This window comes from Novosphingobium sp. ERW19 (genome assembly GCF_012641315.1).
GTDB lineage: Bacteria > Pseudomonadota > Alphaproteobacteria > Sphingomonadales > Sphingomonadaceae > Novosphingobium.
Genome location: NZ_JABAIC010000002.1, coordinates 140,362 through 154,272 on the forward strand (window position 1 = coordinate 140,362; position 13,911 = coordinate 154,272).

The 13,911-nt window shown below is 63.2% G+C and carries 16 protein-coding genes; 9 read left to right on the top strand and 7 right to left on the bottom strand.

The window, feature by feature from the left end:
• Positions 1-61: 61 nt before the first annotated feature.
• Positions 62-1,024 carry a tRNA (adenosine(37)-N6)-dimethylallyltransferase MiaA gene (gene miaA / locus HGI46_RS04015; RefSeq protein ID WP_168903211.1) on the bottom strand — a complete coding sequence of 321 codons (963 nt, stop codon included), beginning with the start codon at positions 1,022-1,024 and terminating at the stop codon, positions 62-64.
• Here miaA and serB point away from each other — a divergent pair.
• Positions 1,017-1,901 (top strand): phosphoserine phosphatase SerB, encoded by an 885-nt coding sequence (serB, locus tag HGI46_RS04020; protein WP_168903212.1) that lies wholly within the window; start codon positions 1,017-1,019, stop codon positions 1,899-1,901. The two genes, miaA and serB, sit on opposite strands and share 8 nt — an antisense overlap.
• On the opposite strand, the gene HGI46_RS04025 is transcribed toward serB, so the two are convergent.
• Entirely contained in the window at positions 1,902-2,486 is a 585-nt protein-coding gene (locus tag HGI46_RS04025) for a hypothetical protein (protein ID WP_168903213.1), read from the bottom strand.
• A gap of 147 nt (positions 2,487-2,633) precedes the next feature.
• On the opposite strand from HGI46_RS04025, the gene HGI46_RS04030 reads away from it, so the two are divergent.
• On the top strand, positions 2,634-3,440 hold the full coding sequence (locus HGI46_RS04030) for a Coq4 family protein (protein WP_168903470.1): 807 nt from the start codon (positions 2,634-2,636) through the stop codon (positions 3,438-3,440).
• Positions 3,441-3,515: 75 nt separating this feature from the next.
• Here the strand turns inward: HGI46_RS04030 and purL are convergent, their stop codons facing one another.
• The gene (gene purL / locus HGI46_RS04035; protein ID WP_168903214.1) at positions 3,516-5,675 is read right to left on the bottom strand and encodes a phosphoribosylformylglycinamidine synthase subunit PurL; all 2,160 of its coding nucleotides are present in this window, start codon (positions 5,673-5,675) and stop codon (positions 3,516-3,518) included.
• Between the two features lie 42 nt (positions 5,676-5,717).
• Positions 5,718-6,113 carry a DUF2177 family protein gene (locus HGI46_RS04040; protein WP_118074035.1) on the bottom strand — a complete coding sequence of 132 codons (396 nt, stop codon included), beginning with the start codon at positions 6,111-6,113 and terminating at the stop codon, positions 5,718-5,720.
• 71 nt (positions 6,114-6,184) lie between these two features.
• On the opposite strand from HGI46_RS04040, the gene HGI46_RS04045 reads away from it, so the two are divergent.
• The 6 genes from HGI46_RS04045 (at position 6,185) to HGI46_RS04070 (ending at position 10,955) form a co-directional block, all read left to right on the top strand.
• Positions 6,185-6,448, top strand: coding sequence for an exodeoxyribonuclease VII small subunit (locus tag HGI46_RS04045; protein ID WP_039331283.1), 264 nt, complete (start codon positions 6,185-6,187; stop codon positions 6,446-6,448).
• A 14-nt stretch (positions 6,449-6,462) separates the two neighbouring features.
• Entirely contained in the window at positions 6,463-7,359 is an 897-nt protein-coding gene (locus HGI46_RS04050) for a polyprenyl synthetase family protein (RefSeq protein ID WP_168903215.1), read from the top strand.
• Positions 7,359-7,871: a pantetheine-phosphate adenylyltransferase gene (gene coaD, locus HGI46_RS04055; RefSeq protein WP_168903216.1), complete on the top strand. Its 513-nt coding sequence runs from the start codon at positions 7,359-7,361 to the stop codon at positions 7,869-7,871. The genes HGI46_RS04050 and coaD overlap by 1 nt, the downstream gene beginning before the upstream one ends.
• Positions 7,872-7,951: 80 nt before the next feature.
• On the top strand, positions 7,952-8,632 hold the full coding sequence (locus tag HGI46_RS04060) for a peptidylprolyl isomerase (RefSeq protein ID WP_118074788.1): 681 nt from the start codon (positions 7,952-7,954) through the stop codon (positions 8,630-8,632).
• Between the two features lie 41 nt (positions 8,633-8,673).
• Positions 8,674-9,702: a tRNA preQ1(34) S-adenosylmethionine ribosyltransferase-isomerase QueA gene (gene queA / locus HGI46_RS04065; RefSeq protein ID WP_168903217.1), complete on the top strand. Its 1,029-nt coding sequence runs from the start codon at positions 8,674-8,676 to the stop codon at positions 9,700-9,702.
• Positions 9,703-9,764: 62 nt separating this feature from the next.
• Positions 9,765-10,955 carry a cytochrome P450 gene (locus tag HGI46_RS04070; RefSeq protein ID WP_168903218.1) on the top strand — a complete coding sequence of 397 codons (1,191 nt, stop codon included), beginning with the start codon at positions 9,765-9,767 and terminating at the stop codon, positions 10,953-10,955.
• Here the strand turns inward: HGI46_RS04070 and HGI46_RS04075 are convergent.
• Positions 10,952-11,734, bottom strand: coding sequence for a TSUP family transporter (locus tag HGI46_RS04075; RefSeq protein WP_240946578.1), 783 nt, complete (start codon positions 11,732-11,734; stop codon positions 10,952-10,954). The two genes, HGI46_RS04070 and HGI46_RS04075, sit on opposite strands and share 4 nt — an antisense overlap.
• 62 nt (positions 11,735-11,796) lie before the next feature.
• Between HGI46_RS04075 and tgt the strand changes: the two genes are divergently transcribed.
• Positions 11,797-12,921 carry a tRNA guanosine(34) transglycosylase Tgt gene (gene tgt, locus HGI46_RS04080; protein WP_168903220.1) on the top strand — a complete coding sequence of 375 codons (1,125 nt, stop codon included), beginning with the start codon at positions 11,797-11,799 and terminating at the stop codon, positions 12,919-12,921.
• On the opposite strand, the gene HGI46_RS04085 is transcribed toward tgt, so the two are convergent.
• Both HGI46_RS04085 and rpsD read right to left on the bottom strand, forming a co-directional pair.
• Positions 12,918-13,115: a hypothetical protein gene (locus HGI46_RS04085; RefSeq protein WP_118074029.1), complete on the bottom strand. Its 198-nt coding sequence runs from the start codon at positions 13,113-13,115 to the stop codon at positions 12,918-12,920. The genes tgt and HGI46_RS04085 overlap by 4 nt on opposite strands.
• Positions 13,116-13,263: 148 nt before the next feature.
• Positions 13,264-13,875, bottom strand: a complete 612-nt coding sequence (rpsD, locus tag HGI46_RS04090) for a 30S ribosomal protein S4 (RefSeq protein WP_118074028.1) — start codon at positions 13,873-13,875, stop codon at positions 13,264-13,266.
• Between the last annotated feature and the right edge of the window lie 36 nt (positions 13,876-13,911).

The following is a 13,911-nucleotide window of genomic DNA, read 5'->3' on the forward strand; positions in this document are numbered from 1 at the left end:
ATGCAACATGGATCAGGCAATTGACGGCCTGCTACTTGACATAAAATGTGGTGTCAAGCGGCTAAGTGCGCAATAAACTTGCTGCATAGTCGAAGTCAATGGAATTTTCGTACACCAAGCGGGGCCAGTAGCCGGGATTCTGGTTCTTCAGCCACGTGTACTGCCGCTTGGCGTAGTTGCGCGTCGCCTGCTGCCCCGCGGAAATGGCCTGGTGCCGAGACATTTCGGCACGCAGGAATGCCGCGATCTCCGGCACGCCGATGGCTCGCATGACCGGTGCCGATTCGGATAAGCCCCGCGCGAGCAGGGCTTTTACTTCGTCCAGCGCGCCACCTTGCCACATCAGCTCGAAACGCAGATCGCACCGGCGATAGAGCCACTGCCGCTCGGGCAGGAGAATGATTGGCGTGAGGTATACCGTCTCGCCGATGCCGCCGACACGCTGTTGCTGCCAATGCGCCAGCGAATGCCCTGTCGAACGCACCACCTCCAGCGCGCGGGTCACCCGTTGCACATCGGCGGGGCCAAGCAGGGCAGCGCGCGCCGGGTCCTCTACTCGCAACGCAGCATAGGCCGTCTCGACAGGCAAGGCCCGCACTTCCGCGCGAACGATCGGGTCGATTTCCGGCACCGGCGCAATGCCGTGGAGCAGCGTATTGATGTACATGCCGGTCCCGCCGACCAGGACCGGCAGCGCATTCCGCGCATGTGCCGCAGCGATCTCGGCCTTGGCCGCATTCGCCCAGTCCGCCGCCGAACAGGCCTGCGCGCCATCCCACGCGCCGAACAGGACATGCGGCACGCCCTGCATCTCTTCCTCTGACGGCCGTGCACTCAGCACGCGCAGATCTGCATAGACCTGCGCGCTGTCGGCGTTGATAATCACCGCCTCCCTACCTTGCTCTCGCAGCCGGAGGGCGAGTTTCACTGCGAGATCGCTCTTGCCGCTTGCCGTCGGCCCTGCGATTAGCGCCACGCGCGGGCAGTGCACCGCGCTTTCAGAAAAGGATTCCCCGTTGATCATCGCGCGCCTGATAGCAGACCCTGAGACGCTTGGTGACAATCTCTCGCTTGCGATGGAAATGATCGAAGCGCGCGATTGGGAAGTGGCAGGCGCTGGCATGCTCGACTTCTGTGAAGACGTGCTCGAACTCGAAGTGGTCGAGGGCAATCCCGCAGGCATCCGCAAGATCCTCGACCAATGCTTCCCCGATAGCGACCTTCTGCTCTCCAATGGCCTGATCGAAGTGCCCAACCTCTTCGTGTCCGACATGGATTCGACCATGATCGAGCAGGAGTGCATCGACGAACTGGCTGACTTCGCCGGGCTCAAGGACCGCATCGCTGCGATCACCGAACGCGCGATGCAGGGGGAACTCGATTTCGAATCCGCCTTGCGCGAACGCGTCGGCCTGCTCAAGAACTTGCCTGAGGCCGCAATCGCCCAGTGTCTCGAAGAGCGCATTCGCCCGATGCCCGGCGCCCGTACGCTCGTCTCCACGCTCAAGTCCCACGGCTGCCATACCGTGCTGGTCACCGGCGGCTTCCATTCCTTCGCCGATCCGGTGGCTGAACTGCTCGGGTTCGATCGCGTGGTCGGCAACCGCCTCGGCCTGCATGAAGGCATGCTGACCGGCGGCCTGGTTGGCGGGATCGTCGACAGTTCGGTGAAGAAGAAGGTCCTGCTCGAAGAGACCGAGCGGCTTGGCGCTGAGGTGTTCAGCCTTGCCACCGGCGATGGCGCCAATGACATTCCGATGATCGAAGCCGCAAGCTACGGCATCGCCTATCGCGCCAAGCCCAAGGCCCGTTCTGCGGCGGACGGCTGGATCGACCGGGGTGACCTGACCTCGATCCTGTCGCTGCTGGGCATTGCCCGTCAGGACTGGGTCTTCGACTGATCAGGCGAATGCGGGCATGCTGCGTCGTCTGTACGCCATCACGCGCAGCAGCAGCGCTGCCGAAGCGAAGGTCGTCATAGTCAGCCCGACGGCGCGTGTCTCCGGCACCGGAATACGCTTGGCATAGGCCAGCGTGAAGATCAGCCAGATCACGTGAATGCCCACCGTGTGCAGCCGCTTCCAGTTCCGGCCAAGCGCGCGCATCGCTGCGTTGCTCGATGTCAGCGCCATGGCAAGGATGAACAGGTAGGCGAGGCCGCCCGGCACCAGCGATGCCAACGTGCGTGGTTCCGGATCGAGGCTGACCGCCACGACCAGCGCCACGAGGTGGATGGAATGGCTTACCGCAAAGCCGAGGCCCCACCACCTGCGATCACGCGCCAGCGCCCGGCTCCATGGGGCAGGGGACAGGCGAAAGAGCGAGGAGGCGAGGTAAGTCAGCAGAAACACCGGGAAGCCCACGCGCGCGGTCCATCGTGCTGCCAGGTGCCAACTCTCCAGTTGCGTCGTCCCGGCCGCCAGACCCGCAGCCAGTGCCAGCAAGGAAAGCGCCAGCCCCAGCGCCATCGGCCACTTGCGTGCCATGTTTCCGTTCTCCCCCTGTGTTTTTGCAAGTCTGCACTGCACCGTCGCCGCTGGCAAGCAGTGCTCCGGGCAGGGCGATTGACGATCTATTTACAGTGCTGTTAGTATTTGCCGGACACGAAGACCGGGAGAATCGACGTGAACGCCATGACCGGTGCGTTGAGTGCCGACCTGCCAATCTACGACGAGCGCCGTCCGCAGATGCGGATGCAGCCGCTCAAGGCATGGCACCATTTCCAGAACCTCCTGAAGGACAAGGAAAACACCGAGGAGGTGTTCCACATCTTCGAGGCGCTGCCGTGGCGGAACCTGCGTGAGCGGGCAGAGGCTTTCCTGCGCAGTGAGCGCGGCCAGGCCCTACGTGTGACAGAGCCCTATCTCCCGGCGATTCTCGACGATCACGCTGCCCTGCGCCAGACGCCCAAGGGATCTCTGGCCCACGCCTACTGCGATTTCATGGAGAGCGAGGGCTTGACCGCCCAAGGTCTGGTCGACGAGTTCGATCGTTTCGCCGCCAAGCGTGAGCGTTTCGAGGACCAGTTCCTGTGGTACCTCAACCGCATGCGCGATGTGCACGATATGCTGCACGTGCTGACCGGCTACGGCCGCGATGCGCTGGGTGAGGCCTGCGTCCTCGCCTTCACCTACAGTCAGCAGCCAAGCCCGGCACATCTGTTCATCGGCTACCTGGCTGGCATGAACATCAACCGCCAGACGAAGCGCAGCGCTCCGGTGCTGCGTGCGGTGCGGGAAGGCCAGCGCCTCGGCAAGGCCTGCCCGCGCCTGTGCGAGCAGTCGATCAGGGAACTCCTGCCGCTACCGATCGAAGAGGTCCGCGCACGCCTGAACATCACCCCTGCCGCGCGCTACAAGCAGGCGCATGGCATCTGGCGCGGCATGGGCATCGACCCTTATGACCTGCTCGGCAAGAACGCCGCCAAGCTCGCGGCCTGAAAACATCTTGATCCTCCCCGTTTTTCCGTTGGACAAACGGGGAGGTGGGCTGCCGCAGGCAGGTCGGAGAGGCTGTTAAGCCTCCATCCAGTCCCGGAAGAACGCCTCGTTCGCTTCACGCAGCACGGCAAGTTCGACGCCCGCCACCTGTGAGCCACCGACCGTACCAAGCTTGGTCGCGCCTTCGAGCACTTCGCCGGCCTTGGTTGTGACCACATAGCGCGACTGGTCCTCGCCGAACGCCGCAGCCGTAGTCAGGCCCACGTCAAGCGTGCAACCCTTGCCTCCAGCCAGCGCCATCTCGGTCAGCGCCACCAGCAGGCCGCCATCCGAGATGTCATGGACAGCGGTCAGCATGCCGGCAGCGATCCAGTCGCGCACCTGCTCGCCATTCTTGCGTTCCACCGCCAGATCGACCGCGGGCGCCTCGCCGTCTTCGCGGCCAAGCACTTCGCGCAAGTACAGCGACTGGCCCAGATGTGAACCTTCGCCACCGACCAGCCAGATCACGTCGCCCTCGTTCTTGAATGCGACCGTGGCCATCACCTCGTGATCGAGCATCAGGCCCACGCCGCCGATCGCCGGCGTCGGCAGGATGGCCGAGCCACCACCGGTCGCCTTCGATTCGTTGTAGAGCGAGACGTTGCCCGAAACGATCGGGTAATCGAGCGCGCGGCACGCATCGCCCATGCCGTTCAGGGCCTGGACGATCTGCGCCATGATCTCGGGGCGCTGCGGGTTGGCGAAGTTGAGGCAGTTGGTGATCGCCAGCGGGCGCGCACCCACCGCGCAGATGTTGCGCCACGTTTCGGCCACGGCTTGCTTGCCGCCTTCATAGGGATCGGCATAGCAATAGCGCGGCGTGCAGTCGGTGCTGATGGCCAGCGCCTTCTTCGAACCATGGATGCGCACTACAGCAGCATCGCCACCAGACTTCTGCAGCGTATCGGCACCGACCTGCGAATCGTATTGCTCGAAGATCCAGCGACGGTTGGCGAGGTCCGGGCAGCCAATCAGCTTGACCAGATCAGCGCCAATGTCCGCGCTCTCCGGTACCGATCCCAGTGGAGCGACATTCGCCCAGGCCTTGTAGTCTGCCAGCGACAGGGCAGGGCGGTCATAGAGCGGCGCGTCTTCGGCAAGCGGCCCGAGCGGAATATCGCAGACCGTCTCGCCCTTGAACTTCAGCACCATGTGGCCGGTGTCGGTCACTTCGCCGATCACGGCAAAGTCCAGCTCCCATTTGCGGAAGATCGCCTCGGCCATGGCTTCCTTGCCGGGCTTGAGCACCATGAGCATGCGCTCCTGGCTTTCCGAGAGCATCATCTCATAGGGCGTCATACCCTCTTCGCGGCAAGGCACCTTGTCCATGTCGAGGATGATGCCGGCCTTGCCGTTGGTCGCCATTTCGACCGACGAGGAGGTCAGGCCCGCAGCGCCCATGTCCTGAATCGCGACGATGGCATCTGTGGCCATCAGCTCGAGGCAGGCCTCGATCAGCAGCTTCTCGGTGAAGGGATCGCCCACCTGCACGGTCGGGCGCTTCTCGTCCGACTTCTCGTCAAAGTCAGCCGAAGCCATGGTCGCGCCGTGGATGCCGTCACGGCCGGTCTTGGAGCCGACGTAGACGATCGGGTTGCCGAGGCCCGTGGCGGCCGAATAGAAGATCTTGTCGGTATCGGCCACGCCCACGGTCATCGCGTTGACGAGGATGTTGCCGTCATAGGCCTTGTGGAAGTTGGTCTCGCCACCCACCGTCGGCACGCCGACGCAGTTGCCATAGCCACCGATGCCCGCGACCACGCCCTGCACGAGGTGCTTCATCTTCGGGTGATCCGGGCGGCCAAAGCGCAGCGCGTTCATGTTCGCCACCGGGCGCGCGCCCATGGTGAACACGTCGCGCAGGATGCCGCCAACGCCCGTCGCCGCGCCCTGATAGGGCTCGATGTAGGAGGGGTGGTTGTGGCTTTCCATCTTGAAGATGGCGGCCTGCCCGTCACCGATGTCGATCACGCCCGCATTCTCGCCAGGGCCACAGATCACCCAAGGCGCCGAAGTGGGCAGCTTCTTGAGGTGGATGCGGCTCGACTTGTAGGAGCAGTGCTCCGACCACATCACCGAGAAGATGCCGAGCTCGACAAGGTTCGGCTCGCGCCCGAGCGCGTTCAGGACGCGCTGGTACTCTTCCTCGGACAGCCCATGGGCGGCGACGACATCTGGCGTGATTTCGGACATGGCGCGCGCCTTAGCGATGTGGGCGCGTGTAGGCTAGTCCTGTCAGGCGAATTTGAGCGCAACCCATGTCGCCGCCGTAGCCGCCACCGTCGTCGCGAACGTCCCCCAGATCACGTCGATCACGGTAACGTGCACCGGCCAGCGTGCCAGCACGGCTTGGCTGGTCAGATCGTAGGTCATGTAGCACATCGCACCGAGGATCGCGGCGTTCAGCGCCGTGGCGCCCAGACCTTGCGACAGGCCCGGCCGCACCGCGAACCACATCATGCCGGCAAGGTAGAGCAGGTAGAACACGATCGCTGGCCCCGCCCGGAATTGCGGCGCCAGCAGATCGCCCAACGCCGGACGATAAAGCTTCGACCCGGCCCAGCCCAGCCACACGGCATCCATGGCGCCGAACACCACGGCGGCTGCCACATAGGCGATTACGTATTGCATGAAGTGCAGGTCCCCGGCTTGTTGCGGATCGAAGCTTGACCGCGCCCCATGGCCCCGTCAATGCTGCCCCAATGGGAACCGCACCTGATATCGCACCAAGCATCGCTGGCCTCAGCTTCGAAGAGGCTCTGAAGGAACTCGAAACAGTCGTGCGGCGGCTGGAAAGCGGCGATGCCCCGCTCGATGAATCGATCGATCTCTATGCGCGCGGCGATGCCCTGCGCGCCCACTGCCAGGCGCGGCTGGATGCCGCGCAGGCACGGATCGAGGCCATCGTGGCCGATCGTGACGGCAAGCCGCAGGGCCTTCGCCCGTTCGACGAAACCCAGGGCTGATCGGAGCTCCCGTCATGTCCACAACCGGTCTGCTGAAGCCTGCGCTCAAGGCCATCGCCGAAGACATCGACCAGAGCTTCGACCTGCTCCTGCCCATTCCCGGTGACCCGCGCGACAGGCTGGTGGAGGCCATGCGCTATGCCACCATCGGCGGTGGCAAGCGCGTCCGCCCACTGCTGGTCTGCGCAACGGCTGCACTGTTCGGCGTGTCACGTGAAGCGGCGGTCCGCGTCGGCACCGCGATCGAGGCAATCCACGTCTATTCGCTGATCCATGACGACTTGCCGTGCATGGACAATGACGCCTTGCGGCATGGCAAGCCCACCGTGCATCTCGCTTTTGACGATGCTGCGGCAGTGCTTGCTGGCGACGCACTCCACGATTTCGCGTTCGAGGTTCTGTCGGATCCTGCCACCAGCGGCGATCCATTCACCCGTATCGAACTCATCCGCACGCTTGCCACAGCCAGCGGCATGAACGGCATGTGCGGCGGGCAGATGATGGACATCGTCGCCGAAACTTCGAGCTTCGATCTGCCCACGGTCACGCGCCTGCAGCAGCTCAAGACGGGGGCGCTCCTGTCCGCCTCGGTCGAAATGGGCGCGATCCTCGGCAAGGTGCCGCCTGAAGGCCGCACGCATTTGCGCGGCTATGCCCGCGACATCGGCCTTGCATTCCAGATCGCCGACGATCTGCTGGATGCCGAGGGCGATGAAGCGGCTGCCGGCAAGGCGCTGCGCAAGGATGAGGCCCAGGGCAAGGAAACCTTCCTGTCGCTGCTGGGTGCAGACCGCGCTCGCGAACAGGCGCGCATTCTGGTCGATCAAGCGATCGAGTTTCTGGCGAGCTACGGCCCCGAAGCCGATCTTCTGCGCGAACTTGCGCGCTTCATTGTCGAGAGGAATCACTGATGACGCAGCGTATCGGCGTCTATCCGGGCACGTTCGACCCGATCACGCTCGGCCACCTCGATATCATCCGGCGCGGGGCCAAGCTGGTCGACAAGCTGATCATCGGCGTCACCACCAATCCTTCGAAGAACCCGATGTTCACGCCGGATGAGCGCATGGCCATGGTCAGCCGCGAAGTTGCCGATCAAGGCATCGATAACGTCGAGGTTGTGGGCTTCAATGCGCTGCTGATGAAGTTCGCCCGTGCGCAAGGTGCTTCGGTGATCGTGCGCGGACTGCGCGCCGTGGCCGACTTCGAGTACGAATACCAGATGGCCGGCATGAACCAGCAGCTTGATGCCGAGATTGAAACGGTGTTCCTCATGGCCGACGTCAGCCTGCAACCGATCGCATCGAAACTGGTCAAGGAAATTGCCCTGTTCGGCGGCGAGATCGCCGATTTCGTGACTCCGATGATCCGCGACGAAGTTGTCGCCAGGGTCGAGGAGCGTGGTCGTCTGGGCGACTACTGAAACAGAACGGCAATCGTTCATTGCAGCGACAGCGCGAGAAGCCTATCGGCGCTGCAGGCTATCCGGAGTTCGACTGTTCCATGGTTTCGCGCTTTCTCACCGCACTTGCGCTTGGCGCTGCCCTGATTGCCTCGCCGGCCATGGCGAAGGACAAGCAGGAAGAAGCTGCCGCGCCTGCGCCAAAGCCCTTGAACTACGTCGTGAACGCCGACCAGACGGCGGATCGCGAGAACATCCTTTATCTCGATCTTTCCAATGGTGGGCGCGTTGCCATACGGCTCATGCCGGAGTGGGCGCCCAGCCACGTCGAGCGGATCAAGACGCTGGTCCGCGAGGGCTTTTACAACGGCGTTATCTTCCATCGCGTGATCGATGGTTTCATGGCGCAGACCGGCGATCCGACGGGCACAGGGCAGGGCGGTTCGCCACTTCCTGACCTCAAGGCCGAATTCAACGCGGTCCCGCACGTCCGCGGCACCGTGTCTATGGCCCGCACGAACGAGCCGGATACGGCGAACAGCCAGTTCTTCATCGTGTTCTATCCGCGCTTCGCGCTCGATCACAAGTACACCAACTTCGGTCGCGTGATCGCTGGCATGGACTATGTCGATGCGATCGTGCGCGGGGAACCGCCGCAGAACCCGACCAAGATCGTCCAGGCTTCGATTGCCGCCGACAACAAGGCGGCCCCGGCTCCGGTCGCGCCAGCAGCGCCGGCTGCGATCACGGCGGATATGCTCAGCAATTCTACGTCAAACTAAGAGGTCTCGAATCCTCGCCCGATTGCGGCTAGGGCGCGCCCATGCGCGTTGACCTCTTCGACTTCGAACTGCCTCAGGAAAACATCGCCCTGCGTCCCGCCCGGCCGCGTGATTCGGCGCGGCTGCTTGGTGTCGGCACAGACGGGCCGTTCCGCGACCTTACGGTGCTCGATCTGCCCTCGCTGTTGAATCCCGGCGATGTGCTGGTGTTCAACGACACGCGAGTGATTCCGGCCCAGCTTGAAGGGCAACGCGGTGAAGCACGCATCGGCGCGACGCTGCACAAGCGGATCGACCTGCGCCGCTGGCAGGCCTTTGTCCGCAACGGCAAGCGCTTGCGCGAGGGCGATGAAATCATGTTCGGCGCCGGCGTGACCGCCTTTGCCGAAAGCCGCTTTGCCGATGGCAGCTGGACGCTGTTCTTTCCCGGCGAAGAGCCGGTCGAGGTCCTTCTGGAGCGGGCAGGGCAGATGCCCCTGCCGCCCTATATTGCCGGCAAGCGCCCGACTGACGAGCAGGACCGCGAAGACTACCAGACCATGTTCGCTGCCAAGGACGGCGCTGTAGCGGCTCCCACTGCCGCACTGCACTTCACCCCGCGCCTGATGGATGCGATCGCCGCACGGGGTATTCGCACGGAAACGCTTACCCTCCATGTCGGCGCGGGCACGTTCCTGCCGGTCAAGGCCGACGACACGGCCGATCACCAGATGCACGCCGAATGGGGCACGATCGACGCTGCCACGGCAGACCGTCTCAATGCCGCCCGCGCTGCAGGCAACCGCGTGATTGCGGTGGGGACAACCTCGCTGCGACTGCTGGAAAGTGCGGCGGGCGAGGACAAACGCATCCGTCCGTTCGAAGGCGACACCGCAATCTTCATCACCCCCGGTTACACTTTTCGCGCCATCGACGGGTTGATGACCAACTTCCACCTGCCCAAGTCCACGCTGTTCATGCTGGTCTCCGCGCTGATGGGGTTGGAGCGGATGCAGGCGGCCTATGCCCATGCCATTGCCAGCGGCTACCGCTTCTATTCCTACGGCGATTCCAGCCTGCTCCTGCCATAAAGCGCAGTTTGCGCCGGCCTTCCTCGCGCTAGCCTTGCCTCCAACAAGATTGGGAGGATGGCATGATTCCGGCGCACGTTCCGACCGACCGCGTGGTGGATTTCGATATCTTCAATCCGCCCGGCGTCGAGACCGACTACTTTGCTGCCTGGAAAACGCTGCTTGATGGCCCCGGTCTGGTCTGGACCACGGCCAATGGCGGCCATTGGATCGCTGCGCGGGGTGATATTGTCCGCCAGCTCTGGGGCGACGCCGAAAGGCTCTCCAATCAGTGCCTTGCCGTCACGCCGGGCCTTGGCGACGTCATGCAGTTCATTCCGCTGCAGGAAGACGGCGCAGCGCACAAGGCCTATCGCATGCCCGTGATGAAGGGCCTCGCCTCCCGCTTCGTCGTCGCGCTTGAACCCAAGGTGCGCGAAGTGGCGCGCGAACTGATCGAAGGTCTGCGCTCGCGCGGAGAGTGCGATTTCGTGAGCGACTTTGCCGAAATACTCCCGCTCAACATCTTCCTCACCCTGATCGACGTTCCGCTGGAAGACCGTCCCAGCCTGCGCCAACTCGGCGTCCAGCTTACGCGCCCTGACGGCTCGATGACGGTGGAGGAGCTCAAGCAGGCGGCTGACGACTATCTCTGGCCGTTTATCGAGAAGCGCATGGCGCAGCCCGGCGACGATCTGTTCAGCCACATCCTGTCGGAACCGGTCGACGGCAGGCCGTGGACAGTGGACGAAGCGCGGCGGATGTGTCGCAATCTTCTGTTCGGTGGGCTCGATACAGTGGCGGCGATGATCGGGATGGTTGCCTTGCATTTGGCGAGGCACCCCGAGGACCAGAAATGGATGCGCGACAACCCCCGGGAGTTGCCCGGAGTTGCCGATGAGTTGATGCGTCGCTACCCGACAGTCGCCGTGAGTCGCAATGCAGTTGGAGATATCCAAATTGACGGCGTGACCATACGCACGGGCGATCTCGTCTACCTTCCCAGCGTGCTGCATAACCTTGATCCGAAAAGCTTTTCTGCTCCGGAGGAAGTGCGGTTCGACCGTGGCATGGCGCCGATCCGGCATACCACGATGGGCGTCGGCGCCCACCGCTGCGTCGGTGCAGGCCTTGCTCGCATGGAAGTGATTGTTTTTCTTGAGGAATGGCTTGCGGGCATGCCCGAGGTGAGGCTCGATCCAACCAAGCCGGTCACCATGAAGGGCGGCAACGTTGGCGCCTGCACCGCAATTCCGCTGGTCTGGAATCCCTAGGAAAACCAACCCCATACAAGTCGAACCGTAAGCCCGATGCTAACTATGACGAGCAGCGGGCGAATGACTTTCGCCCCAAACTTGGTGGCATAGTGCGAGCCGATCCACGCGCCGGTCATGGCGCCCACGCCCATGCAAGCCCCGAGAACCCACATCGCCTGGCCACCGATGCTGAACACGATCACACTGGCTATGTTGCTGGTGACGTTGAGAAATTTCGTCAGGCCGGTGGCGCGGGTGAGTCCCATGCCGCGCAATCCCACCAACGTCGTCGCGAAGAACTGCCCCGCGCCGGGACCGAAGAATCCATCGTAGAAGGCGACCCCGGCGCCCACAGGCATGTAGCCGCGCTCCGACAGGTGGCCGTGGCGATCCTCGTCCGTCATGCCCGGTGAAAAGACCGTGTACAGGGCTACCGAGATCAGCAGTACAGGCACGACCAGTTTCAGGACATCGGCGCTAAGATGCTGAATTGCCAGCGATCCTGCCATTGCGCCGGCAAAGACTATGGCCGCCGTTGGCGCGTTCTTGCGGAAGCTGAACAGGCCGGCCTTGTGATAGCGCCAAGTCGCCATCGAGGTGCCGCACATCGACTGGATCTTGTTGGTCCCAAGCACAACGTGCGGGGGCAGGGGAGTGGACAGCAGCACCGGCATCATCACCAGCCCGCCGCCGCCCGCCACGGCGTCGATAAAGCCTGAAAGCACCGCCACGCAGGTCAGCGCCGGATAGAACCAGAGATCGAGGTGGGCAGGTTCAATCATCAGCAGGTCTGGCATTTGCGCGCTTTGGCGATTGCGCCTAAGGGCCGCAACACTCTTTTTGCCGAGATCTCCGCACGATGACCCGTTTTGCCTTCGATATCCACGCCACCGACGGAAAAGCGCGTACCGGCACGATCCGCATGATGCGCGGCGACATTCGCACGCCGGCGTTCATGCCGGTGGGTACTGCCGCGACGGTCAAGGCGATGAAGATGGAGGACGTGCGCGCCAGCGGAGCGGACATCATCCTTGGCAACACGTATCACCTGATGCTCCGGCCCGGAGCAGAGCGCGTCGCGCGGCTTGGTGGCCTGCACAAGTTCGGCGGCTGGGACCGTCCGATACTGACCGACAGTGGCGGTTACCAGGTCATGAGCCTGTCGGAGTTGCGCAAGATCACCGAGGAAGGCGTGACTTTCGCCAGCCACCTCGATGGCTCGCGTCACCTGCTGAGCCCGGAACGATCGATGGAGATCCAGCGCCTGCTCGGGTCCGATATCGTGATGTGCTTCGATGAGTGCCCGCGCGCTGACCAGCCGCGCGATGTGATTGCCAAATCGATGGAAATGTCGATGCGTTGGGCAAGGCGCAGCCGTGACGCGTTCAATGCCGGCGGCGAACATGCCGAACGCTCGGCGCTATTCGGCATCCAGCAGGGTGCGCTTGACGAACGCTTGCGCAAGGACAGTGCTGACGCCCTGACCGATATCGGTTTCGACGGCTATGCCATCGGTGGCCTTGCCGTGGGCGAAGGGCAGGAAGCCATGTTCGCCACGCTCGAATTCGCGCCGCAGCAGTTGCCTGCAGATCGGCCGCGCTATCTGATGGGCGTTGGCAAGCCCGACGATCTTGTCGGCGCGGTCGAGCGCGGGGTCGACATGTTCGACTGCGTCCTGCCGACGCGTTCCGGTCGCAACGGGCAGGGCTTTACCTGGAATGGCCCGGTGAACATGCGCAACGCCCGACATGCGGAAGACACCGGCCCTCTCGACGAACGATGCCCGTGCCCGACCTGCACCAAGTACAGCCGCGCCTATCTGCACCACCTCCACAAGTCAGGCGAGATGCTGGGCGCCATGCTGCTGACCGAGCACAACCTCTGGTTTTACCAGCAGCTCATGGCAGGCATGCGTGCGGCGATTGCAGAGGGGCGCTTTACGGGCTTTGCGGCTGATTTCAGGCGGGACTACCTCGCGCGTTAGGCGGCAAGGTCCTCCGCACCGTTCTGCATCATGGGATCGTGCGTCTCCAACCGCGTGTCCTTGTAGGCGTAGAATTCGCCTGTTCGCTCATCGAGGAAGCCTGCTCCGATTGCGAAGGCCTGGCGCTGTGCGGTAAGGAGGTCCGGGTACCATTTGCCGATGCGATGGGGGGTGACGAAGCGATAGAGAGACATGCTTTTCTAATCGCCACGGGCCTTCATAGTTCCCCGCGCAATCGCAAATTTTGCCCGCAAAACAAAACGCAACAGCCTGTTTAAAAACGCGAAAAAGGCGGAGCTTGCGCCCCGCCTTCGTCGTGTTCTGCAGTGGTTCTGAAACCGATCAGCGCGAATAGAATTCGACGACCAGATTCGGCTCCATCTTCACCGGATAAGGCACTTCGTCCAGCGTCGGAACGCGGGTGAAGGTGGCCTTGTCGCCTTCGGTGGCGACATAGTCGGGAACTTCACGCTCGGGCAGCGACTGTGCTTCGGCGATGAGAGCCATTTCCTTGGCCTTCTTGCCGAGGCTGATCACGTCGCCGGGGCGAACGCGACGCGAAGCGATGTTGCACTTCACGCCGTTGACGTAGATGTGACCGTGCGAAACGACCTGACGGGCCGAGAAGATGGTCGGCGCAAACTTGGCGCGGTACACGACCATGTCGAGGCGCTGTTCGAGCAGGCCGATCAGGTTCTGACCGGTGTCGCCCTTCATCTTCGACGCTTCCTGGTAGGTGCGCTTGAACTGCTTCTCGGTCACGTCGCCGTAGTAGCCCTTGAGCTTCTGCTTGGCGCGGAGCTGGATGCCGAAGTCCGAGACCTTGCTCTTGCGGCGCTGGCCGTGCTGGCCGGGGCCATACGAACGGCGGTTCACCGACGACTTGGGACGACCCCAGATGTTCTCGCCAAGACGGCGGTCAATTTTGTACTTGGATGCCTTGCGCTTGGACATGCGCTGCCTTTCAATTTGCAGTACACCGGCAAACGC

What these genes read in the sequence shown, in the direction of transcription:
- miaA (WP_168903211.1), bottom strand. Translation starts at nt 1,024, where the DNA reads ATGATCAACGGGGAATCCTTTTCTGAAAGCGCGGTGCACTGCCCGCGC.
- HGI46_RS04025 (WP_168903213.1), bottom strand. Translation starts at nt 2,486, where the DNA reads ATGGCACGCAAGTGGCCGATGGCGCTGGGGCTGGCGCTTTCCTTGCTG.
- HGI46_RS04030 (WP_168903470.1), top strand. Translation starts at nt 2,634, where the DNA reads ATGACCGGTGCGTTGAGTGCCGACCTGCCAATCTACGACGAGCGCCGT.
- purL (WP_168903214.1), bottom strand. Translation starts at nt 5,675, where the DNA reads ATGTCCGAAATCACGCCAGATGTCGTCGCCGCCCATGGGCTGTCCGAG.
- HGI46_RS04040 (WP_118074035.1), bottom strand. Translation starts at nt 6,113, where the DNA reads ATGCAATACGTAATCGCCTATGTGGCAGCCGCCGTGGTGTTCGGCGCC.
- HGI46_RS04045 (WP_039331283.1), top strand. Translation starts at nt 6,185, where the DNA reads ATGGGAACCGCACCTGATATCGCACCAAGCATCGCTGGCCTCAGCTTC.
- HGI46_RS04050 (WP_168903215.1), top strand. Translation starts at nt 6,463, where the DNA reads ATGTCCACAACCGGTCTGCTGAAGCCTGCGCTCAAGGCCATCGCCGAA.
- coaD (WP_168903216.1), top strand. Translation starts at nt 7,359, where the DNA reads ATGACGCAGCGTATCGGCGTCTATCCGGGCACGTTCGACCCGATCACG.
- HGI46_RS04060 (WP_118074788.1), top strand. Translation starts at nt 7,952, where the DNA reads ATGGTTTCGCGCTTTCTCACCGCACTTGCGCTTGGCGCTGCCCTGATT.
- queA (WP_168903217.1), top strand. Translation starts at nt 8,674, where the DNA reads ATGCGCGTTGACCTCTTCGACTTCGAACTGCCTCAGGAAAACATCGCC.
- HGI46_RS04070 (WP_168903218.1), top strand. Translation starts at nt 9,765, where the DNA reads ATGATTCCGGCGCACGTTCCGACCGACCGCGTGGTGGATTTCGATATC.
- HGI46_RS04075 (WP_240946578.1), bottom strand. Translation starts at nt 11,734, where the DNA reads ATGCCAGACCTGCTGATGATTGAACCTGCCCACCTCGATCTCTGGTTC.
- tgt (WP_168903220.1), top strand. Translation starts at nt 11,797, where the DNA reads ATGACCCGTTTTGCCTTCGATATCCACGCCACCGACGGAAAAGCGCGT.
- HGI46_RS04085 (WP_118074029.1), bottom strand. Translation starts at nt 13,115, where the DNA reads ATGTCTCTCTATCGCTTCGTCACCCCCCATCGCATCGGCAAATGGTAC.
- rpsD (WP_118074028.1), bottom strand. Translation starts at nt 13,875, where the DNA reads ATGTCCAAGCGCAAGGCATCCAAGTACAAAATTGACCGCCGTCTTGGC.